This is a genomic window from Catenulispora sp. EB89 (genome assembly GCF_041261445.1).
In the GTDB taxonomy this organism is placed as follows: Bacteria; Actinomycetota; Actinomycetes; order Streptomycetales; family Catenulisporaceae; genus Catenulispora.
In genome coordinates, this window is the sequence record NZ_JBGCCU010000030.1 from 90,714 (window position 1) to 111,284 (window position 20,571).

A 20,571-nucleotide genomic window follows, 5' to 3' on the forward strand; every position below is an offset into this window, starting at 1 on the left:
ATACATCCTGATTGGAGTCAACGAATGACACAGACCACTGAGACGCCTACGGAGACCCCTGCCGCGCAGAGCACCCTGGACCCCGCGCTGACGGCCCGCTGGCAGGCCCGGCTGGCCGAGCTGGTCGCGGCCCACGGCGTCGGCGCCAGCCTGGCGATCATGCACCGCGGCGAGGTGCTGGCCGAGGCCGCAGCCGGCTGGGCCCACCAGGGCGCGGGCATCGAGGCCACCACCGACACGGTGTTCCAGATCGGTTCGATCTCCAAGGTGTGGACCGCCACCGTGGCCATGGCCCTGGTCGACGAGGGTCTGCTGGAGTTGGACGCACCCGTGGTGGAGGTGCTGCCGGAGCTGCGTCTGCTCGACGACGCCGTGGCCGCCGAGGTCACGCTGCGGCACCTGCTCACCCACAGCAGCGGCATCGACGGCGACTTCTTCTCCGACACCGGTCGTGGCGACGACAACCTGGAGAAGTACGTCGCACAACTCGCCGAGGTGGCGGTCACCCACCCGCTCGGCGCGACGATGTCCTACTGCAACGCCGGGTTCACTCTGCTGGGTCGGATCCTCGAGCGGGTCACCGGCGTCCAGTGGGACGAGCTGATGCGGCAGCGGCTGTTCCAGCCGCTGGGTCTGAAGCAGACCGGCACCTTGCCGGAGGAGGCGTTGCTGCACCGCGCCGCCCTCGGTCACGTCGGCACGCCGCCGGCCCCGGCGCCGATCTGGGGCCTGATGCGCAGCGCGGGACCCGCCGGACTGATCCACTCCACGCCGCGCGAGGTGCTGGCCTTCGCCAAGCTGCACCTGGACGGGGGCCTCGCGGCGGACGGCACACGAGTGCTGTCGCAGAGGTCGGTCGAGGCGATGCAGGAGCCGCAGATCGAGGTGCCGGACAGCTGGTTCCTGGCCACGCACTGGGGCCTGGGCTGGTTTCTGGACCAGTGGGACGATGCCAAGGTCTACGGTCATGACGGCGGAACGATCGGCCAGTCGGCGTTCCTGCGGATCCTTCCGGAGCACGATCTCGCGATCTGCCTGCTGACCAACGGCGGCGACACGTTCGCGCTCTACCGCGCGCTGTTCGACGAGATCGCCGCGGAGTTCGCCGGGGTGCGGATGCGGCCGGCGCTGGAGCCGTCCGCCGAGCCGCTGGCGTTCGACCCGGCGGACTACGTGGGCACGTACGAGCGGGCCTCGACGCGGCTGGACATCACCGAGCGCGACGGCGGTCTCGTGATGACCGTCACGCTCAGCGGAATCATCGCCACGGTGGCCGGCGGCGACCCGATCGAGATGCCGCTGCGAACCTTCCGACCCGGCGTGTTCCTCACCAAGCGCCCGGAGATCGACGCCTGGCTCTCCGTGGTCTTCTACGAACTCGCCGACGGCACGAGGTACATCCACCACGGCGCTCGCGCCACCCCGAAGGTGGCCTGAGCGTGCCGCTCCAGCACACAGACCGGCAGGGCCGGATACCGGGCCTGCCAGCCGGACAGCGCCGGCGGCCGGGCCGGTCGCAGAGCGTGGGGAAGTGGGATGAGTGAGCGTGGGCACTGAGAGTTCCGTCGCGGTCGGGCCGGGACTGCGGGAGCAGGCTGAGGCCGCCGCCGCGGCGGCGGCCCGCGCGGCCGGCGTCACGTTCGCCGAGCTGCACACGATGTCCGAGATGAACCAGGCCGCCGCGCTCATCGATCGCGTGTGGCGCCCGGACAGCGGCGCGGCGATGATCGCGCCGAACTTCCTCAAGGTTCTTTCGCGGTGCGGCGGCTACGTCGTCGGCGGGTTCCGCGACGGCCGGATGGCCGGGGTCTGCGTCGGGCTGCTTTCCGAGCTCGGGCTGCACTCGCACATCGCCGCCGTCGAGGAACCGCTGCGCGGCGCGGGCCTGGGGCGGGCGATCAAGCTGGACCAGCGGGCCTGGGCGCTGCGCCGGGGCATCGACACCGTCACCTGGACCTACGACCCGCTGATCAGCCGCAACGCCTACTTCAATCTCGCGAAACTCGGTGCGGTGGCGGCCGAATACCTCACCGACTACTACGGTGCGATGAACGACGAGGTCAACGCCGGAACCCCGACCGACCGCATTCTCGTGCGCTGGGACCTGGCCGGCACCCATGTTCGCCGCACCCTGGAAAGCGGTACGGCCGTCCCCGCGGTCGACGGCGCCGTCGTCGCGCTCGACGCGGGCCCCGGCGGCGGCCCGGTCCTGGGCCTTCGTGACGCGCGGCGGCTGCTGGTCGGAATCCCCGCGGATGCCGAGGCGCTGCGCGTCTCCGACCCCGGCCCGGCCGCACAGTGGCGAACGGCGTTGCGCGATGTTCTCAGCACCCTGATGGCGAACGGCGGCCGCGTCATCGGCTTCACGCGCGACGGTTTCTACCTCGTCGAACACCCCGAACAGAAGGACCACGGATGAAGCTGACCGGAATCGAACTGCGGCGGGTCGCGATCCCGCTGGTCTCACCGTTCCGCACGTCGTTCGGGACTCAGCACACCCGCGAACTCGGCCTGGTCCGTGTTCGCACCGAGCAGACCGACGGCTACGGCGAACTCGTCACCATGACCGCCCCGGTGTACTCGGCCGAGTACACCGACGGCGCGCTCGCGGTCCTGCGCGACCACCTCATTCCCCGGCTCGCGCAGGCCGCCGCGAAGGGCGGGCTCGACCCGTGGGCCGTGGCACCCGCTCTCGCGCCGATCAAGGGCCATCGCATGGCCAAGGCCGCACTGGAGACGGCAGTCCTCGACGCCTGGCTCCGCGAGCGCTCCCTGTCCATGGCCGAATGGCTCGGCGCCACCCGGGAGAAGGTCCCCGCCGGCGTCTCGGTCGGCATCATGGACTCGGTCCCGCAACTCCTCGACGCCGTCGGCGGCTACCTCGATGAGGGCTACCTCCGCATCAAGCTGAAGATCGAGCCCGGCTGGGACCTGGCGCCCGTCCGCGCCGTCCGGGAACGCTTCGGTGACGACGTACTCCTGCAAGTCGATGCCAACACTGCCTATACCTTGGCCGACGCGCCGCTGCTGGCCCGCCTTGATCCCTTCGACCTGCTGCTGATCGAACAGCCGCTGGACGAGGAGGACGTCCGGGGCCATGCCGAGCTGGCCAAGCGCATCAAGACTCCGGTCTGCCTGGACGAGTCGATCGTCTCGGCCCGGGCCGCCGCCGACGCCATCGCACTGGGTGCGTGCGCGGTGGTGAACATCAAGCCCGGCCGGGTCGGCGGCTACCTGGAATCCCGGCGCATCCACGACGTCTGCGTCGCCAACGGTGTGCCGGTCTGGTGCGGCGGAATGTTGGAGACCGGCCTGGGGCGAGCCGCCAACGTGGCACTGGCCGCGCTGCCGGGGTTCACCCTGCCCGGCGACACCTCGGCCTCGGACCGTTACTACCGCACCGACATCACCGAGCCGTTCGTGCTGAAGGACGGACACCTGCAGGTGCCGCGCGAACCGGGGCTGGGGCGCACCCCCATCCCGGAGCTGCTGGACGCCGTGACCGAGACGAAGGAATGGATCGCGCTGTGAACGACGTCGAAAGCGAGCTGTCGGCCAGGTTCGCCGAGGCCGGCGTCCGCGGATTCCTGTACGCGCGGGATCTCGACGGCCCCGCGGCCGTCGGTGTGTCCCCGGACGACCCGGTCTGCCTGGCCTCGGTCTTCAAGATCGCGGTGTGCCTGGGCTACGCGGTCGATGCGCAGGCCGGGAGGCTGTCCCGGACCGAGCGGCTGGAGGTGGAGCAACGGTTTCGCGACGGCGGCATCGGGACCTCGGGATTCGCCGATCCGGTGGAACTGAGCCTGCGCGACCTGGCGCTGATGATGATGTCGATGAGCGACAACGCCGCCACCGACGTGGTGCTGGCCCGGGTCGGGCTGGACCGGGTCAACGGGCTCCTGGCCGCGCTGGGCCGGACCGAGACGCATCTGATCGGCGGCTGCCTCGAGCTCCTCGGCTCGCTGCGCGAGCAACTCGTCGGTGCCGACACCGACACCAGTACCGACGAGGATTTGGAGGCGGCGATGGCGGCGCGCGCAGCCGCCGGGACGCTGATGGAGCTGGACGTCTGCACACCGCTGCGGACCACCCGCAGCACCGCCCGGGACACCGCCGAGCTGCTGGCCCAGATCTGGCGGGACGAGGCCGGCCCGGCCGAGGCCTGCCAGGAGGTCCGCACGATCATGGGCCGGCAGATCTGGCCGCACCGGCTCAGCTCGGGCTTCGACGACAGCTGGCGCGTCGGTGCGAAGACCGGCACGCTGCCGGGCTGGCGGAACGAGGCCGGTGTGGTCGAGCACGCGAACGGCGGCCGCTACGCGGTGGCGGTGTTCACCCGCTGCGAGCGCCCGGACTTTCGGAACCCTTCGGCGGACCGCGTGATCGGGCAGGCCGCAGCCCTTGCGGTGGAGCACCTGCGGTCGCTTAGTGTGTGATCATGACACTGACGGCGGGACGGATGGGCGGCGGGCGGCCTGCCGCCGCCCGGGGTGAGCCCGCCGGACACCGCGCCGTCGGCGGCCTCGTCGGGGTCCGGGCCTGCGCACCGCAGCGGGGCCGGGCTGCCGTCGTGGAGGCTTCGCACCTGGGGGCGCAGACCGGGACGGCCGGTTCCCGATGAGTCTCCCCGAGCCGCCCTCCGTCGCCCTCGGCCGCATCATCTCCGACCTCGGCTCCACGCTCGTCGAGGTGGTCGCCGGCCGTCCCGACCCCGACGTCGCGGTGGCGGGCGTCCTGATCCACGACCGCCTCGACGAGCCCTCCCGGCTGCCCGGCGCGATCGTGCTCGGCGTCGGTGTCTACGGCACCGACCAGGTCGCCGCGCTCGTCGACCACGCCCACGGGCTCGGGGCCGCCGCGGTGATGGTGCGCTCCCCGGCGGTCGCCGACGCCGCGGTGGCCGACGCGGCCGCGCGCACCGGTCTGGTCGTGCTCGGACTGACCCCCGGGGCGTCCTGGGCCCAGGTCGCCGCGCTTCTCAGGTCCCTGATCTCAGCCGACGCCGCGATGGCCGGCCCCGTGCCGGGCCCCGACGCCTCTTTCGGCGGCGACCTGTTCGCGTTGGCCAACGCCATCGCCGGGCTCCTGGACGGCCCGGTGACCATCGAGGACCGCGGCGGCGGCGTGCTGGCCTTCTCCGCGCGGCAGGACGAGGCCGACGACTCGCGGATCGCGACGATCCTGGACCGCCAGGTCCCGGCGGACAAGCTGCGCGCACTTGAGCAGCACGGCCTGTTCCGTGCTTTGTACCGCAGCGAGGATCCCGTCTTCATCGCCGGGATCGGCGAGAAGCCGCGGGTGGCGATCGCGATCCGGGCCGGCGGGGAGATCCTCGGCTCGATCTGGGCGGTGGTACCCGGCCCGCTGAACGACGACCGCACGCAGGCCTTCCGCGAGGCCGCCGGCGTCGCCGCGCTGCACTTGCTGCGGCAGCGCAGCGGGGCGGACGCCGACCGCCGGTTGCGCGCCGACCTGCTGGCCACCGTCCTGGAGGGCGGCCCGGCGGCGCCGCGCGCCGCGGCCCGCCTGGGTCTGGCCGCGCAGTGCGCGTGCGTCCTGGCGGTGGCCGTGGCCGGGGCCGCCGCGGACGATCCCGCCGCCCCCGACCGGGCCGCCGCCGGCGACCGCATCGCCGGCAGCCTGGCGCTGCACCTGTCGGCGATCCATCCGCACACCGCGGTGGCCTCGCTGGGCAGCGTCACCTATGCCGTGCTGCCCTGCGCCACCGACGAGGACGCCCGCCGCGTCGCCGAGACCTTTCTGGCCCGGGTCGGCACCAAGGTCCCCACGGTCGTCGGCATCGGACGTCTCGCCGCCCGGCCGACCGACCTGCGCCGCAGCCGCTCCGACGCCGACCGCGCGCTCCGGGTCCTGCAGTCCCGGGCCGAGGGCGCACGTACGGCACGAAACCCCGAGCACCCACACCGCATCGCGCGCTTCGCCGAGGTCTACGCCGCCAGCCTGCTGGACGAACTCGCCGACCGGATGGCCGTCGACGACGACCGGCCGGCCGGCCCGGTGGTCCGCCTCCGTGAGTATGACCAGCTCCACGGCACGCAGTTCACTGACACCCTGGCCGCCTGGCTGGACACCCTCGGCGACGTGGTCGCCGCCGCGGCGAAGGTCCACGTGCACCCGAACACGTTCCGGTACCGGTTGCGCCGACTGGCCGACCTGGCCGGCCTGGATCTGGCCGATCCGGACGCGCGGTTCGAGGCGATGGTGCAGCTGCGGTTGGCGCCACCGCCGTAGCCGGCGTAACCGGCGTGGACCCCGAAGACGTCCCCACCGCTTGTGTTCGGGCAACGCGGCCAGGGGCCGAGTTGTCATCAACTCGACCCCTGCGCGCTTTCGTACGGTGTTTACCGGGCTCTGCCGTGTGACTGGTCGAGGTGGGCGGGCTGCCACGAGATCTCCGGCTCCGGCTCAGTTGTCTGAGATGACCAGACCGGCGGCTCGGATTCCGGCGAACCCTCCACGGACAACCGTGGGAGCAGCCGGTCGAGGATCCGCGGGAGCCACCAGTTCCCCCGGCCGAATCCGTGCATCAGCGCCGGGACCAGAATCATCCGCAGCAACAGGACATCGAGCAGGATCGACACCGCCAGAGCCACGCCGAACTCGGCGATCATCCGTTGCCCGCCGGCGATGAAGGACCCGAACACGCACGCCATGATCACCGCGGCGGCGCAGATCACCTGACCGGTCTCACCGTGGCCGATCCGCACTGAACGGTGGTTGTCGCCGGTCTTCGTCCACTCCTCGTGCATGCGGCTGATCAGGAACACCTGATAGTCCATCGACAGCCCGAACAGGATGCCGATGACCATCACCGGCACGGCGGAGTCCACCGGCCCGGCCCCGCCGACGCCCAACGCCTCCGAGCCCCAGCCCCACTGGAACACCGCGACCAGCGAGCCGAACGCGACTCCCATCGTGAGCAGGTTCATCGCCACGCCGATCAGCGGCACCAGCAGGCTGCGGAAGGCGAGCATCATCAGCAGGCAGCCCAGTCCGACGATGATCCCGACGAACGCCGGCAGCTTGTGGTTCAGCGCGGAGTCGAAATCGTCGGACATCGCGGTCTGGCCGCCGACCAGCACGTGCAGCGTCGTACCGCGCTCGGCCGCCGGGACCACATCGTTCCGCAGCCGGTGGATCAGCTCGGACGTACCCCGGTCCTGGGGCGACGTGGTGGGCACCACCTGAACCACTGCCACCTTCTGCCCGGCCGGCAGCGCCGGGGCTTCCACGGCGGCCACGCCCGGGTCGGTGTGCAGCCGCTCCACGAGCCGGTCCAGGGCCGGCCGGTCCGCGGCGGCCGGAACTTCGGCGACGAGCAGCAGCGGCCCGTTGAACCCGGGCCCGAAGCCCTTGGCGAGCAGGTCGTAGGCCTGGCGCGTGGTGGACGCCTTCGGGTCGTTCCCCGCGTCCGAGGAACCCATCCGTAGCGACAGGACCGGCAGGGCGACCACGGCCATCACGGCGAGCGCCAGCACCGCCTTGCCGAACGGCCGCAGCTGAACCCGCCCGGCCCACCGGGTGAACGCGTTCTGCGGCTCGGCCGGCGCCGACCGCCGCGGCAGTCGCACCGAGACCCGGTCGGTGCCGGAGGCCCGCCAGGCCTTCAGCTCCTTGCGCTGCCGGCGGCTCAGAACCATGGTCTTCAGCAGGCCGAGCAGTGCGGGCAGCAGCGTGACCGCGGCGAACACGGTCATCGCGACGGTCATTGCGGCGCCGAGTGCCATCCCGTTCAGGAAGTCCAGACCGAGGGCGAACATCCCGAGCAGCGCGATGACGACGGACCCGCCGGCGAACAGCACCGCACGGCCGGAGGTGTTCAGCGCCTCGGCCATCGCCGCCTCGACCGAAAGCCCGGCCATCAGCCCCTTGCGATGCCGGTTGACGATGAACAGGGCGTAGTCGATGCCGACGCCCAGGCCGACCAGCGTCGCCAGGATCGGCGTGGACGACGGCAGCGCCATGCCGTGCGACAGCAGTCCGACGACCAGCACCCCGGTGGACACCCCGGCGATGCCGGTGAGGATCGGCAGCACGGCCGCACCGACCGAACGGAACACCAGTCCCAGGACCACCAGTGCGGCGAGCACACCGACCAGCTCCTGCGAACCGCCGCCGCTGTCGGTGGCTATGGAGACCGCGGCCCCGCCGAGCTCGACTTGCAGCCCATCGGTCCGGGCCCCGTCCGCCAGCGCCACGACGGCCTTCGCCTGGTCGACGGGAATCTTGCCCGCTTCCTGGGTGAACGTCAGCGTCGCGTAGGCGGTCGTCCCGTCCGGGCTGATCTGCGATTTCCCCTGCGGACTGTAGGGACTGGCGACGGACGCGATCCCCGGCGCCTTGGCGATGCGGTCCAACGCCTGCGTCATCCGCTCCTGAACCGCGGCATCGGTGACCCGGCCGTGCGCCGTGTGCCAGACCACGCTGTCGCTGTCCCCGTCAGCGGCGGGCTGCACCGTCTTCAGCAGTTCCACGGCGCGGCTCGACTCCGAGGCCGGGATCGACAGTTTGTTGTCATACTGCGGCTTCGCTGCTCCGGACAGCACTCCGAGGCCGACGATGAGCGCGAGCCAGGCGAACAAGGTCAACAGCCGGTGCCGGTGGCACCAGCGGGCGAGGGTGGTCATCAAAACTCTCCGATATCAGTTCACGCACAGGCTCGACGCATGCTCCGCGGCGCCGAGCCGGCGCCGCGGACTGTGTGCTGGTGGGTGCAGGGTTTTCATAGGCTGTGGAACGAGGGCATGATCGCCGCGTACGTCAGCGGGGAGACGCCGGGTTGTGGCGCTGGAGCACGGACCCGATCCGGTCGCGCCGCAGCCGGGTCAGCCCGGTCTCGGACCTGCCGCCCGACCCGGTGCTGCCGAGCGTGCCAGAGCCGGAGGCGCCGATGACCACGGTGAACATGGCGCGCCGGAAGGCTTGTCCGACGTCGCGCAGAGTGGTCGTGCGGCCGTCGGCCTCGGTGGCGCGTTCCAAGGTCACGGCGTTGGTGTCGGTCGCGGTTCGGGTATCGGTGCTCACGTCCTAGACGCTAGTTTTCGATCTTCGCCACGGACACGGTGTGCGGTCCCGTCTTGCAGGTGTAGCGCGCTACACCCCGGAGGTGGGGCAGGCTGGGTACGGCGGAGTTCTTCGCGGAGAACTCGGATGCTGAAACATCGCCGAGTACGGCACTGACGCCGGGGGTCAGCCCTTCACGCCGATGGCGCACAGGCTCCAGGAGAGGCCGTCGGTCCAGAGCGTCCAGGTCTCGCCGGCGGGATTGACGTCGGTTCCCTGGCATCCTGCGGATCCGCCTTGTTTGAAGGCGGCCAGCCAGACTGCGCCGACGCGGTTGGCGATCACCGATCCGTTGACCAACTCGTCGCATTGATCGCTGGGCTGGGTTGGCGGTCCTGGAGGCCAGTCTGAGAGGCACGTTCCGATTGGGTACGTCTGGAGCACCTGCCGTGCTGCTGCCGGTAGGCAGGGGCTGATGTCGGTGACGGTGACGGCCTGGAGGCCCGGTTTCACGGTGATGCCGCTGCCGGCCTCAAGGCATTGGATTCTCGGGCTCGGTTCGGGCGATGTCGGTGGCGATGTCGGTGTCGGCTCCGTGGGTTGATCCAGTGGTGCGGATTGGGGATCGAGGTAGGCGGTGTTCGGTGACCAGGTGGTCGTCGGGTCTGTAGACGGTGTCAATGGGGTGGTAGGCGCCGTTGGTGTGGCTACCGGCGGTGGCGTGTCGTGCATCGGTGCGGCTGCGGTGCTTGTCGTGCCAGATCTGAGCAGGTACAGGCTGATGGCCAGGACGGCGGTGATGGTCACTGCCGCGGCGGCGGAGGTGCGCCACAGCCTGGTTGGACGTGGCCGGGGTGCGTCGGTGGAGGGGGTGTGGCCGGGTGCCGGCTCAGCGGGTTGTGGCTCGGGGACGTGGGGACGATGAGCGGGGAGTAGCGCCCCGGCTGGACCGAGGATGGGTGGGGTGTCGCTGTCGAAGGGGATCGCGCCGTTGTAGTCGATGATGCGCGTCAGCTGGTCGTAGGCTTCCGCGGTCTCTGTTCTGTCGGCCGGGTCCTTTTCCATGAGGCCGGCCAGCAGCTGCTTGAAAACGGGGCCGTGCTGGAGTTTGCCGGCAGGCTCGAAAAGCACCGCTGCCGAGCTGGCCACGAAGCTGTCGCGTCGGAAGGGTGAGTGGCCCTCGACGGCGAAGTACAAGGTCGCGCCGAGGGAGAACAGGTCGGAGGCGGCGGTCGCGGGGTGTCCCCGCATGCGCTCGGGTGCCATGTATTCCGGGGTGCCGACTGCGATTCCGTTGGGTGTCAGGGTTCCCATGGTGATGTCGTGGTGGCTGCCGCCGGCGGCGATGCCGAAGTCGGTGAGCAGTACCCGGCCGTCGTCGGCGAGCAGGATGTTGGAGGGTTTGACGTCCCGGTGGACGATGTCCTTCACGTGGCAGGCGGTCAGGGCCATGAGCACTCTTTTGCCGATGTGCGCGACCTGGACTGGTGGGAGTGGTCCGTGCTGGGCCACCGCTTGTGCCAGGGTTTTGCCGATGACGAGTTCCATGACGATCCATGGGCGGCCGTCTTCTTCGAAGACGTCGAGGATCTCGACGATGTTGGAGCTTTTGGCCACCGACAGCGCGTGCAGGGCTTCCAGCCAGGCTCTGCTCAGGTGCGATTTCCTGTCGGTCTGTCCGGTCACCGTGTCGAGGCGCACCTCTTTGAGGGCGACGTCGATGCCCGACCGCTCATCGTGGGCGAGCCACACCCGTCCCATGCCGCCGGTGCCGAGAAGGCGGCGTAAGAGGTACCGCCCGCCGACCACGGGGCGGCTTTGATGGGATTGGGTCGGTTCAGACATCTTTTCCCCTAGTGCTGTCGACGCTCGCGGGGTGCAGACCACCGCGACGCTGACCCCGCAGCCGATCGACGGCGGCGTGGTCCAGGGCGCGGTGAGGCGCCTCACCTGGACCACGTATCGGGGCAGCGAGCATCCGCTCGAAAGGTACTGGTCAGTAGGAAACGATCTACGCGGCGACTGATCCGGCCTGATTGCTGCTCGGCTGGGATAAGCGTTGATCAGGGCTTTGGGATAGCCCGTATGCCGTCACGGCCCGCGCGCGACTGTTCGCAGTCGCTTCGTCGGGCGTGCGTCGCTGCCAATGATTCCGAATATCGGCGCGCATTCCTGGTTCACCTCGTAGAGCCGGAAAGCGGACGCAGTACGGGTGGCAGCCTGTCGTACTGCGGGACGGGGGTACATCTTCGTGATGGCGGCGAATAGCCGATACGGCGCTATCCAGCCACTTCTTGAGGCTCTTCCCCTCGCATCCCCCTATCGGCCACAGGCATCACGGCGACGCCGGCCAGTGAATCATAATCCTGATTCACCCTGGCTTGCAGGCGAACCGGTAGCCTGCGGGATCTCCCTGCCGACCGGGGAAAAACCTTCAGCGTGGCCGATATCTGAGCGATCTCGAGATAGGGGCAGTGATGGCCCGCCGCTGCGCCTCGGGGATCTTTCTTAGGGCATTGACGATCGCCACGTAGTCCGGGTTCAGCTCGGGCTGGGCCGGCGGCCGGCCGTGCTGGCACTGCGCCCTGAATCTGTTCTTCGCCTTGCGCCACGCACTGACCTGGATCCGGAACGCGATGGTCCGTACCCACGCCTCCGCGTCCGCATAGCCGGAGACCTTGCCCCAATGCTGCCAGGCCTTGGCGAACGCTTCTCGCCAGGGGGTTGAGCCGGTTGGCGCGCCTGTCAGGTCCCTGTTTGCGCCACACGGGCCCTCGGCTCCGGCGCCGGCTCCGGCACGCTCGCCTGCCGCAGCAGCGCGAGTGCGGCCTCCGACGAGGAGTCGGCGGGTGCCGTGCACACCACGAGCAGTTGCTCGGGGGAGCGGAGGAGGGCCAGGGACTGCTGCGTCACCGTCAGGGGGCCCACCGTTGGGTGGTGCAGGTCGTAGGCGGTGGCGTCGCAGGGGGCGACGCGGTGGTCCCGCCAGAGGGCGACGAAGTCGGGGCTCTTCATCGTCAGCTCGCCGATCAGCTCGGCCAGCAGTTGGTCCTCCGGGTGGCGGCCGGCGACGGTGCGCAGGTTGCCGACGACCGCGTGGGCTTTGCGGTGCCAGTCCTGGTACAGGTCGCGGGTGTGGGGGTCGAGGAACAGCATGCGGCTCATGTTGGGGCGGTGGGCCGGGTTGTGGGGCGCGTGGGGGTCCAGGTGGCCGGCGAGGAGGGCGTGGCCCAGGGTGTTCCAGGCGAGGACGTCGGTGCGGCGGCCGAGGATCAGGGCCGGGACGCCGTCCATCGCGCGCATCAGGTCCCAGGTCTCGGCGGCGACCTTCTCCGGGCGGGGGCGGCGGGCGCGGGTCGTGCGGCGGGAGGCGTCGGCGAGCCGGGTGAGGTGGTCGCGCTCGTGGTCGCTGAGGTGCAGGGCGCGGGCGATGGCGTCCAGCACCTCCTGTGAGGCGCCACGGGACAGTCCCTGTTCGAGCCGCGTGTAGTACGACGCGCTGACGCCCGCCAGCTGTGCCAGCTCCTCGCGGCGCAGGCCGGCCACCCTGCGGGGGCCGAAGGCGGGCAGCCCGATGTCCTCCGGCCGGAGTTGGGCCCGGCGCGCCTGCAAGAAGTCGCCCAGGGGGCCCGGTCCGTCCATACATGCAGTCTGCACCGCGGATCAAGACGCAGCCACACCCTGCCAGGGGTAGGACAGGCCGGGGCTGGTTGGCCCGGGCCGCACCGCCCAAGCTCGGGAGCACCCGGCCATGCGCCCGATCGACAAGGAACACCATGGAACAGAACACTCTGGAACAGAACACCCGGGAACAGATCGCCCTGGGCGACGTCACCGTCGCTCGCGTCAAGGAGTACTACGGCCCAGTCGGGATGGCTCCGGGGGAGTTCTTCCCCGGCAGCCCCGACGAGACCTGGGGGCAGCATCGCCCCGTCCTCGAGCCGGACTTCTGGGACCCCGCGACCAACGAGTGCAACACGGCGCTCCAGTCCTGGCTGCTGCGCAGCGAAGGACGCACGATCCTGGTCGACACCGGCGTCGGCAACCACAAGGACCGGCCCTACGCGGCCGGCTGGAGCCGCCTGGACACCGACTACCTCGCCAATCTGGCGGCGGCCGGCGTCCGGCCCGAGGACGTCGACATCGTGATCAACACCCACCTGCACATCGACCACGTCGGCTGGAACACCTACCTCGACGGCCGCACGTGGGTGCCGACCTTCCCGAACGCCACCTACCTCATGCCGCAGCGGGATTACGACTTCTGGAACCCGGCCAACGGCCACGAGACGGTCTTCGGCCGCGGCAACCAGAACGTGTTCGAGGACAGTGTCGTCCCGGTGCACCAGGCTGGCCTGGTCGAACTGTGGGACGGCTCGTACCAGATCGACGAGAACCTGCGGCTGGAGTCGGCGCCCGGCCACACCCCGGGGTCGTCCGTCCTGACGCTGGAGTCCGGCGGCGATCGCGCGCTCTTCGTCGGGGACCTGATCCACACCCCACTGCAGATCATGGAGCCGGACACCAACTCCTGCTTCTGCGAGGACCCGGCCGAGGCGCGGGCGACCAGGCGCAAGCTGCTTGGTCGCGCCGCCGAGAGCAACGCCCTCGTCCTCCCCGCGCACCTCGGCGGGCACGGCGCGGCGGAGGTCGACCGCGACGGCTCGACGTTCGCGATCAAGCAGTGGGCGGGCTTCTCCCGCATCGCCTGATGAACGAAGTGATGAATGAAGTGTTGAGATCCAAGGGAGATATCCCCATGCCCCAGGGCCTGAGCCCGATCGTTGAGACGTCAGCCGGCGCCGTGCGCGGGCTGCGCGACCGATTCGGCGACCTCTACCGAGCCGTCCCGTACGCGATGGCACCGCAAGGTGCTCGACGCTTCGCCGCGCCGGAACCACACCCCGGCTGGACCGGAGTCAGGGACGCCACGGAGCCCTCGCCGACGGCACCACAGCCCGCGCGTCCCTTCGGCCGGCTCGACATGACGCCCTACTTCGGACCGGGCTGGGTGCCGGGCGAGGAGTACCTGACCGTCGACGTCCGCACCCCGGCGGCAGACGGCGAGAAGCGGCCGGTCATGGTCTTCGTGCACGGCGGCGGATTCGTCAGCGGCTCCACCCGCGCCGCGCTGTACGACGGCAGGGCCTTCGCCCGCGACGGAGTCGTCCTGGTGACGGTGAACTACCGCGTCGGCATTCCGGGCTTCCTCGACCTGCCCGGAGCCCCGGCCAACCGCGGCCTGCTCGATGTGCTGGCCGCGCTGCGTTGGGTGCGCGACAGCATCTCGTCGTTCGGCGGCGACCCGGACAACGTCACCGTCTTCGGGCAGTCGGCGGGCGCGACGATCACCGGAGCGCTGCTCGCGACACCGGAGGCGAAGGGCCTGTTCCGCCGCGCGATCGTGCAGAGCGGCAGCGGCACCGGTGCCTTCACCCCCGAGCAGGCCGAGCGCGTGACCGCGGCGGCGGCGAAGGCGCTCGGCGTCGGGGCGACGGCTGAGCAGTTCGCCGAGATCCCGGACGAGCGCTTTCTCAGCATCCTGCCGCAGCTGGCCGGGCTCGATCTGCGCACGGCCACAGCCGACGACCCGCTGCTCGGGTTGAGTCCGTTCAGCCTGGTCCTGCCGGCCCAGCCGGCTGACGCGTTGGCTGACGGACCGGCTGCCGAGGTCTCCGTGCTCATCGGCAGCAACACCGAGGAGGGCAACCTGTATCTCGTGCCCCAGGGCAAGCTGGAGCCCTCCACTGAAGGTGAGCAACGCTCGGCACGTCTCGGTGAGGCGCTGTTCGGCAACGGCACCAAGCGTTTGGCAGCCGCGCACTCCCGAATCTCGGGAGGTCGGACATACGTGTACTCATTTGCCCAGCGCTCGACAGCCTTCGACGGCCGACTCGGCGCGACGCACACGACCGAGCTCCCGTACGTCTTCGACCTCGCCGACGAGCCATGGCTGCACGGCGACAGCGGCCTGCTCGGCCCGGACGCCGCACCGGCAGGCCTTGCCGAGGCGATGCACGGAGCCTGGATCGCCTTCGCTCGCTCCGGCGACCCCGGCTGGGTCGCGTACCAGGAGGAAGAGCCGGTGGTGAGGCTGTTCGGGGGCTGATGTACCGGGCCTCCACGGTCCCCGGGGTGTCCGGCGGTCGGCGGCTCCTTGCCACCCAGTGTGAGCGTCGTTAACTTCCAGTGAGTACACCCCCTGATTCACTCACGAGCCCTGATTCGCTCACCAGCCCCGAGGAGGGACCGCCGTGGAACTGCCCGCCGTCGCGTCGCGCGAGGAATGGCGTGAAGCCCGGATCGCACTGCTCCAGGAGGAGAAGGCGGCCACCGCCCTGCTCGACCGGATCGCCGAGCGCCGCCGCGCCCTGCCGATGGTCGAGATCACCAAGCCCTACACGTTCGTCGGCCGGGACGGCGAGGCCACGTTGGCCGAGCTGTTCGACGGCCGGCGGCAGCTGATCGTCTACCACTTCATGTGGATGGGCGACGCCGGGTGTACGAGCTGCTCGATGGTCGCCGACAACATGGGCCACCCGGCTCATCTGGGCGCCACCGACACGAACCTGGTCATGGTGTCGCGCGCGCCGTGGCCGGACATCGACCGGTTCCAGAAGCGCATGGGGTGGACCACGCCGTGGTACTCCTCCGACGGCACCGACTTCAACTTCGACTTCCACGTGACGAACGACCCGGAGGTCGCTCCGATCCAGTACAACTTCCGGAACGAGGCCGAGCTCAGGGAGCACGGCCTGGACTACAACCTCAGCGGCGACAACCCCGGTGTCAGCGTCTTCCTGCGGGACGGCGACCGGATCTTCCACACCTACTCCGCGTACGCCCGGGGCTGCGAGACGCTGGTCGGCACCTACACCTACCTCGACCTGACGCCGCTGGGGCGGCAGCGCTACATCAACGAGTTCCCGCACCACGACACCTACGAGAGCGGTGGGGGTCACTGCCACTGAGTGCTTTCAGGCAGCCGAGAACTGTTGGGTGCCGCCGCCGCGACCACTGAGGTCGTGGCGGCGGCACCGTTGTCGGAACCTGAGGCCGTCGTTCAGCGTCCGGCCAGCAGCGGCTGCGCCGGGTCCCACGGCGGCCCGCCGGCCGCGTCGGCCCGCCGCCGCGCGATCGCCGACAACGCCTCCAACACCACGCGGTTGCCCAGCGCCGCGGTGATGTCGGCGTGGTCGTACGGCGGCGACACCTCGACCACCTCCAGGCCCACGACCGGCAGTTCGTAGCAGATCCGGCGGACCGAATCGAGCAGGTCGCGGCCGGACAGGCCGCCCGGCTCGGGGGTCCCGGTGCCCGGGGCGTGCCCGGGGTCGGCGACGTCGATGTCGATCGACAGGTAGACGCCGTCGCAGTCGTCGGTGGCGATGGCGAACGCCTCGGTGAGGCATTCCGGCAGGCCGCGGGTGACGATCTCCGTCATCTCGTACGAGCGCATGCGCTGCTCGGCCATCCACGACAGCGTCTCCGGCTCCGGCCAGTATCCGCGCAGGCCCACCTGCAGGAACCGGTCGCCGCGGATCGCGCCGGACTCGATCAGCCGGCGCATCGGCTGGCCGTGGCCGTGCAGGTGGCCGAACTCGATGTCGCCGGTGTCCGCGTGCGCGTCGAAGTGGATCATCGAGACCCGCCCGAAGCCGTGGTGCCGGGCCACGCCGGTGGCGTCGGAGAGGGCGACGGTGTGGTCGCCGCCGAGGACCACCGGGATCGCGCCGGAGGCGGCGATGGTGTGGACCGCCGCCTCGATGGCCGCCAGCGAGGTCTCGATGTCGCCGGAGTACATCTCGACGTCGCCGGCGTCCAGGACCCGCAGGTCGCGCAGGCCGTCCACGCGCAGCGCCAGGCTCGGGCGGGAGCCGTCGTGCGGGAGGTAGCAGGCCTGGCGGATGGCCTGGGGGCCGAAGCGCGTGCCGGGGCGGTGCGTCGTGCCGCCGTCGAAGGGCGCGCCGACGATGACCACGTCCGCGCCGGCCAGGGACGGGGCGTCGTCCAGGTCGCAGCGGTCGACTCCCAGGAAGGTGATGTCCGGACCGAACATCGCGCCGTATCTGGCCATGGTGTTCCTTGCTGTGCGAAGGGCTGAGGTCGCGGAAAGTTACCGTATGCAGAACCTGTACGGCCATACAGTATGTGGCTACAGTTCCGGGCACCAGCCCGGATGTGCCGGGAGTCACACGCCGTCGAGTCGTCCAGGAGAACGTCAGATGACCACAGCGCCCCACCCCGAGACCGTCGAGCCGACCGCACCCCACACCGGCGCGCTCGACAAGGGCCTGCGGGCCGACGCCCTCGGCCTGCTGTCCAGCATCGTGATCGCGGTGTCCTCCACCGCCCCGGCCTACAGCATCGCCGCCACCCTCGGCCTGATCGTGGCGATCAGCGGCACCCACACGCCGGGCATGTTCGTCGTCGCCTTCGTCCCGATGCTGTTCATCGCGGTCGCCTTCCGCGAGCTGAACAAGATCGACCCGGACTGCGGCACCACCTTCGCCTGGGTGCGGCGCGCGTTCGGGCCCAGCGCGGGCTGGATGGGCGGCTGGGGCATCATCGCCGCCGACATCATCGTGATGGCCAGCCTGGCGCAGGTCGTCGGACGCTACGCGCTGCTGCTGTTCGGCGCCGACGGTCTGGCCGCGCAGACCCTGCCGGTGGTCTCCGTCGGCGTCGTCTTCATCGCGGCGCTGACCTATGTCTGCTATCGCGGGATCGAGATCTCCGCGCGGCTGCAGTTCGTGCTCCTGGTCATCGAGGTCCTGGGCCTGGCCGCGCTGTGCGTGGTGGCGTTCGTCAAGGTCGGCACCGGCCACGCGATGACCGGGCACGCGCACCCCTCCGCGGCCTGGCTCAACCCCTTCCACGGCTCCTTCACCTCGGTCTCGAACGCCTTCCTGCTGGCCGTGTTCGTCTACTGGGGCTGGGACGCGGCGGTCAGCGTCAACGAGGAGACCAAGGACGCCGAACGCACTCCCGGCCGCTCGGCCGTCATCTCGACGCTCATGCTCGTCGCGGTCTTCTTCGTGGTCGCCGTCGCCACCCTCGCCTACGCCGGCCCGGACTTCCTGGCCAAGAACAGCGGCGACGTCCTGGGCGCCCTGGCCGACTCGGTGTTCGGCAGCACGCTCGGCAAGCTGATGATCCTGTGCGTGCTGTCGTCGACGGCGGCCTCGACGCAGACCACGATCATGCCGACGGCGCGCGCCGTCCTGTCGATGGCCGCGCACGGTGCCCTGCCGGCCCGGCTGGCGCGCGTCCACCCCCGGTACCTGACCCCCGGTGTGGCGACCGTCACGATGGGGGTCGTCTCAGCGGCGTTCTTCGTGCTGCTGGCCCTGTCGTCGAGCAACGTGCTGGCGGACTCGGCCTCGGCGACCGGGCTGCTGATCGCCTTCTACTACGGCCTGACCGGCCTGGCCTGCGTCTGGGTCTTCCGCAAGGACCTGCGGCGGAGCCGTCGCGACCTGCTCGCCAAGGGTGTGCTTCCGCTGCTCGGCGGCCTGGCTCTGCTCGGGGCCTTCGTGCTGTCGATCAGGTCCTACCTGCCGGCCTCCAGCAGCGCGACGCACTTCGCCGGGATCGGCGGGATCTTCCTGATCGGGGCCGGGGCGCTGGTGATCGGGGTGCTGCTGATGCTGGTCGCGCGCGGGCGTTACCCGGGGTATTTCCGTCGAGGTCTATAGACTTCAGGCCATGAGCACGCCGCCTACGTCCACTCCCGCGCCTGCGCATCGGGGTGGTCGGCGAGCCGGACGGCGCAAGACCGACGTGCTCCAGGCGGCCGTGCGGGTGCTGGCCGAGCGCGGTGCCGAGGGGACCCGGTTCCAGGACGTCTCGGCGGCCAGCGGCGTGCCGGTCAGTACGTTGCAGTACTACTTCGGCTCCCGCGAGGACCTGCTGATCGCGGCCTTCAAACACGCCTCGGAGACCGAGACCGCGCGCCTGCACGAGGAACTGGCGCAGGTCCCGGACCCGTGGGACCGGCTGGTGCGCATCATCGAGACGGTGCTGGAGGGCTGCCGGCCGGAGGCGCCGGAGAGCGGACGCGTGTGGATCGAGTCGTGGCGCTACGGGATGCGCGACGAGGAGATGCGGCAGGACGTGTTGCGCGACTACAACGCGTGGCGCACGCTCATCGCGGACGCGATCCGGGCCGGGATGGACAGCGGGGCGTTCGCGGCCGGGGATCCGGAGCCGGACGCGATCGTGATCCTCTCGCTGCTGGACGGGATCGGGCTGCCGACGGCACTCGGGGATCCTGCGGTGTCGATGGCGAGGGCTCGCGAGTTGATGCTCACCACGATGGCGCGGCTGCTGCAAGCCTCTCGGTAGTCGTCCCTGTAGTCGTCCCTGTAGCCGTGACGATTCGCGAGGCTTCGCGATCTACAGTGTCGTCATGAGCATCGACGGTTTCCGCAGGTTCGCGACGGACGCGGCCGGGACCTCGCCGCTCTACGCGGCGTTGGCCGACCAGGTCGCCGGTGACGCGCGGCTGCGGGAAGTGTTCGAGGCGGCCGGCGACCGGCATGTCGCGTTGTTCTTCGCTGTGGTGCAGCGGGTGCTCGCCGACCATCCGGACGATCCGCTGGCCGAGTACTACGCGTCCTTCGGCGGCGACCGCGCGCCGGACGGGGAGCTGGCGGGTGTGTTCGAGAGCTTCGTCCTGGGCAATCGCGATCGGATTGAGGCGCTGCTGGTCGCCAGTGACACCCAGAGCAACGAGCCGCTGCGGGCCGCGCAGTTGCGGCCGGCGTTCGGCTGGGCCCAGGCCGGGCTGGGTCGGCCGCTGGGGCTGATCGAGGTCGGGACCAGTGCGGGGCTGCTGCTGTACCCGGATCGGTACGGGTACGAATACGAATTCGCCGACGGCTCGGTGCTGGAGTGTCCACCTCCGGTGAGCTCCGATCGTCGTGAGGACGTTCTGGGACCGGTGCTGCGCTGTCCGATCCGTGGCGCCGCGACTGCGAAGACGCTGGGACCGTTCGTCACCAAGGAGCTGCGGATCTCCTCGCGGGTCGGCCTCGATGTGAATCCGCTGAACCCGGCCGACGCCGAGACGCGGGCTTGGCTGCGTGCGCAGGTCTGGCCGGAGGAGGCAGATCGGCTGGCCCGGCTGGACGCGGCCCTGGCCATGGCGGTCAGGTATCCGGCGCGGCTGCGCAAGGGCGACGCTGTCGACATCCTGGCGGCGGCGGTCGGCAAGGTGGCGGCTCCGGTGGTGCCCTGTGTCTTCGTCTCGAACACGTTGGGGCATTTCGACGCCGAGGGGCGTGCGGCGTTCGTCGAGCTTGTCAGGGCTTTGGGTTCGCGCCAGGACCTGGTGCTGGTTTTGAAGGAAGCTGATTCGGTCGGGCTGGGGCTGTTCGTCGAGCGGCCGGCGGAGGATCCGTCCGCGCCGCGGGTGGAGTCGGTGGCGGCGGTGCTTTACCAGGCTGGTCGTGAGCGGTGCTTCTCGCTGGGGACGGCCGGGCCGCACGGTGCGTGGTTGGAGTGGGCGCCGGCCATGCTCTGAGCGTGGTGATTTCGGTGACC

General features: G+C 70.5%; 18 protein-coding genes. 13 read left to right on the plus strand and 5 right to left on the minus strand.

What is annotated here, in order from left to right:
* The first annotated feature begins 24 nt into the window (after positions 1–24).
* From ABH920_RS42160 to ABH920_RS42185, 6 genes are all read left to right on the plus strand, one after another.
* The gene (locus ABH920_RS42160; protein ID WP_370354927.1) at positions 25–1,437 is read left to right on the plus strand and encodes a serine hydrolase domain-containing protein; all 1,413 of its coding nucleotides are present in this window, start codon (positions 25–27) and stop codon (positions 1,435–1,437) included.
* A 109-nt stretch (positions 1,438–1,546) separates the two neighbouring features.
* Complete coding sequence (locus tag ABH920_RS42165) at positions 1,547–2,419, plus strand: GNAT family N-acetyltransferase (RefSeq protein ID WP_370354928.1); 873 nt, start codon at positions 1,547–1,549, stop codon at positions 2,417–2,419.
* Entirely contained in the window at positions 2,416–3,531 is a 1,116-nt protein-coding gene (gene menC, locus ABH920_RS42170) for an o-succinylbenzoate synthase (RefSeq protein ID WP_370354929.1), read from the plus strand. The genes ABH920_RS42165 and menC overlap by 4 nt, the downstream gene beginning before the upstream one ends.
* Positions 3,528–4,436: a serine hydrolase gene (locus ABH920_RS42175; RefSeq protein ID WP_370354930.1), complete on the plus strand. Its 909-nt coding sequence runs from the start codon at positions 3,528–3,530 to the stop codon at positions 4,434–4,436. Before menC ends, ABH920_RS42175 begins: the two co-directional genes overlap by 4 nt.
* A 2-nt stretch (positions 4,437–4,438) precedes the next feature.
* On the plus strand, positions 4,439–4,621 hold the full coding sequence (locus tag ABH920_RS42180) for a hypothetical protein (RefSeq protein WP_370354931.1): 183 nt from the start codon (positions 4,439–4,441) through the stop codon (positions 4,619–4,621).
* Positions 4,618–6,252, plus strand: a complete 1,635-nt coding sequence (locus ABH920_RS42185; protein WP_370354932.1) for a PucR family transcriptional regulator — start codon at positions 4,618–4,620, stop codon at positions 6,250–6,252. Before ABH920_RS42180 ends, ABH920_RS42185 begins: the two co-directional genes overlap by 4 nt.
* Positions 6,253–6,362: 110 nt before the next feature.
* Here ABH920_RS42185 and ABH920_RS42190 read toward each other — a convergent pair whose 3' ends face one another.
* From ABH920_RS42190 to ABH920_RS42200, 3 genes are all read right to left on the minus strand, one after another.
* Entirely contained in the window at positions 6,363–8,648 is a 2,286-nt protein-coding gene (locus ABH920_RS42190) for an MMPL family transporter (protein WP_370354933.1), read from the minus strand.
* A 133-nt stretch (positions 8,649–8,781) separates the two neighbouring features.
* A complete protein-coding gene (locus tag ABH920_RS42195) occupies positions 8,782–9,045 on the minus strand; it encodes a hypothetical protein (protein ID WP_370354934.1) in 264 nt (87 codons plus the stop codon).
* Positions 9,046–9,210: 165 nt separating this feature from the next.
* Positions 9,211–10,869 carry a serine/threonine-protein kinase gene (locus ABH920_RS42200; RefSeq protein ID WP_370354935.1) on the minus strand — a complete coding sequence of 553 codons (1,659 nt, stop codon included), beginning with the start codon at positions 10,867–10,869 and terminating at the stop codon, positions 9,211–9,213.
* 31 nt (positions 10,870–10,900) lie between these two features.
* Here ABH920_RS42200 and ABH920_RS42205 point away from each other — a divergent pair, with 31 nt between their 5' ends.
* Entirely contained in the window at positions 10,901–11,050 is a 150-nt protein-coding gene (locus ABH920_RS42205) for a hypothetical protein (protein ID WP_370354936.1), read from the plus strand.
* Between the two features lie 719 nt (positions 11,051–11,769).
* On the opposite strand, the gene ABH920_RS42210 is transcribed toward ABH920_RS42205, so the two are convergent.
* Positions 11,770–12,666, minus strand: coding sequence for a helix-turn-helix transcriptional regulator (locus ABH920_RS42210; RefSeq protein ID WP_370354937.1), 897 nt, complete (start codon positions 12,664–12,666; stop codon positions 11,770–11,772).
* 134 nt (positions 12,667–12,800) lie between these two features.
* On the opposite strand from ABH920_RS42210, the gene ABH920_RS42215 reads away from it, so the two are divergent.
* From ABH920_RS42215 to ABH920_RS42225, 3 genes are all read left to right on the plus strand, one after another.
* A complete protein-coding gene (locus ABH920_RS42215) occupies positions 12,801–13,736 on the plus strand; it encodes an MBL fold metallo-hydrolase (protein WP_370354938.1) in 936 nt (311 codons plus the stop codon).
* A 47-nt stretch (positions 13,737–13,783) separates the two neighbouring features.
* Complete coding sequence (locus ABH920_RS42220) at positions 13,784–15,133, plus strand: carboxylesterase/lipase family protein (protein ID WP_370354939.1); 1,350 nt, start codon at positions 13,784–13,786, stop codon at positions 15,131–15,133.
* 145 nt (positions 15,134–15,278) lie between these two features.
* Positions 15,279–15,995 carry a DUF899 domain-containing protein gene (locus tag ABH920_RS42225; RefSeq protein ID WP_370354940.1) on the plus strand — a complete coding sequence of 239 codons (717 nt, stop codon included), beginning with the start codon at positions 15,279–15,281 and terminating at the stop codon, positions 15,993–15,995.
* Between the two features lie 92 nt (positions 15,996–16,087).
* On the opposite strand, the gene speB is transcribed toward ABH920_RS42225, so the two are convergent.
* Positions 16,088–17,101, minus strand: coding sequence for an agmatinase (speB, locus tag ABH920_RS42230; RefSeq protein ID WP_370354941.1), 1,014 nt, complete (start codon positions 17,099–17,101; stop codon positions 16,088–16,090).
* 148 nt (positions 17,102–17,249) lie between these two features.
* Here speB and ABH920_RS42235 point away from each other — a divergent pair, with 148 nt between their 5' ends.
* The 3 genes from ABH920_RS42235 to ABH920_RS42245 all read left to right on the plus strand — a co-directional run bounded on the left by ABH920_RS42235 (position 17,250) and on the right by ABH920_RS42245 (position 20,551).
* Positions 17,250–18,722, plus strand: coding sequence for an APC family permease (locus ABH920_RS42235; RefSeq protein ID WP_370354942.1), 1,473 nt, complete (start codon positions 17,250–17,252; stop codon positions 18,720–18,722).
* Between the two features lie 10 nt (positions 18,723–18,732).
* The gene (locus ABH920_RS42240; RefSeq protein ID WP_370354943.1) at positions 18,733–19,371 is read left to right on the plus strand and encodes a TetR/AcrR family transcriptional regulator; all 639 of its coding nucleotides are present in this window, start codon (positions 18,733–18,735) and stop codon (positions 19,369–19,371) included.
* A gap of 64 nt (positions 19,372–19,435) precedes the next feature.
* On the plus strand, positions 19,436–20,551 hold the full coding sequence (locus ABH920_RS42245; RefSeq protein WP_370354944.1) for a DUF2332 domain-containing protein: 1,116 nt from the start codon (positions 19,436–19,438) through the stop codon (positions 20,549–20,551).
* The last annotated feature ends 20 nt before the right edge of the window (positions 20,552–20,571 follow it).

What these genes read in the sequence shown, in the direction of transcription:
- ABH920_RS42160 (WP_370354927.1), top strand. Translation starts at nt 25, where the DNA reads ATGACACAGACCACTGAGACGCCTACGGAGACCCCTGCCGCGCAGAGC.
- menC (WP_370354929.1), top strand. Translation starts at nt 2,416, where the DNA reads ATGAAGCTGACCGGAATCGAACTGCGGCGGGTCGCGATCCCGCTGGTC.
- ABH920_RS42180 (WP_370354931.1), top strand. Translation starts at nt 4,439, where the DNA reads ATGACACTGACGGCGGGACGGATGGGCGGCGGGCGGCCTGCCGCCGCC.
- ABH920_RS42185 (WP_370354932.1), top strand. Translation starts at nt 4,618, where the DNA reads ATGAGTCTCCCCGAGCCGCCCTCCGTCGCCCTCGGCCGCATCATCTCC.
- ABH920_RS42190 (WP_370354933.1), bottom strand. Translation starts at nt 8,648, where the DNA reads ATGACCACCCTCGCCCGCTGGTGCCACCGGCACCGGCTGTTGACCTTG.
- ABH920_RS42200 (WP_370354935.1), bottom strand. Translation starts at nt 10,869, where the DNA reads ATGTCTGAACCGACCCAATCCCATCAAAGCCGCCCCGTGGTCGGCGGG.
- ABH920_RS42210 (WP_370354937.1), bottom strand. Translation starts at nt 12,666, where the DNA reads ATGGACGGACCGGGCCCCCTGGGCGACTTCTTGCAGGCGCGCCGGGCC.
- ABH920_RS42215 (WP_370354938.1), top strand. Translation starts at nt 12,801, where the DNA reads ATGGAACAGAACACTCTGGAACAGAACACCCGGGAACAGATCGCCCTG.
- ABH920_RS42220 (WP_370354939.1), top strand. Translation starts at nt 13,784, where the DNA reads ATGCCCCAGGGCCTGAGCCCGATCGTTGAGACGTCAGCCGGCGCCGTG.
- speB (WP_370354941.1), bottom strand. Translation starts at nt 17,101, where the DNA reads ATGGCCAGATACGGCGCGATGTTCGGTCCGGACATCACCTTCCTGGGA.
- ABH920_RS42235 (WP_370354942.1), top strand. Translation starts at nt 17,250, where the DNA reads ATGACCACAGCGCCCCACCCCGAGACCGTCGAGCCGACCGCACCCCAC.
- ABH920_RS42240 (WP_370354943.1), top strand. Translation starts at nt 18,733, where the DNA reads ATGAGCACGCCGCCTACGTCCACTCCCGCGCCTGCGCATCGGGGTGGT.
- ABH920_RS42245 (WP_370354944.1), top strand. Translation starts at nt 19,436, where the DNA reads ATGAGCATCGACGGTTTCCGCAGGTTCGCGACGGACGCGGCCGGGACC.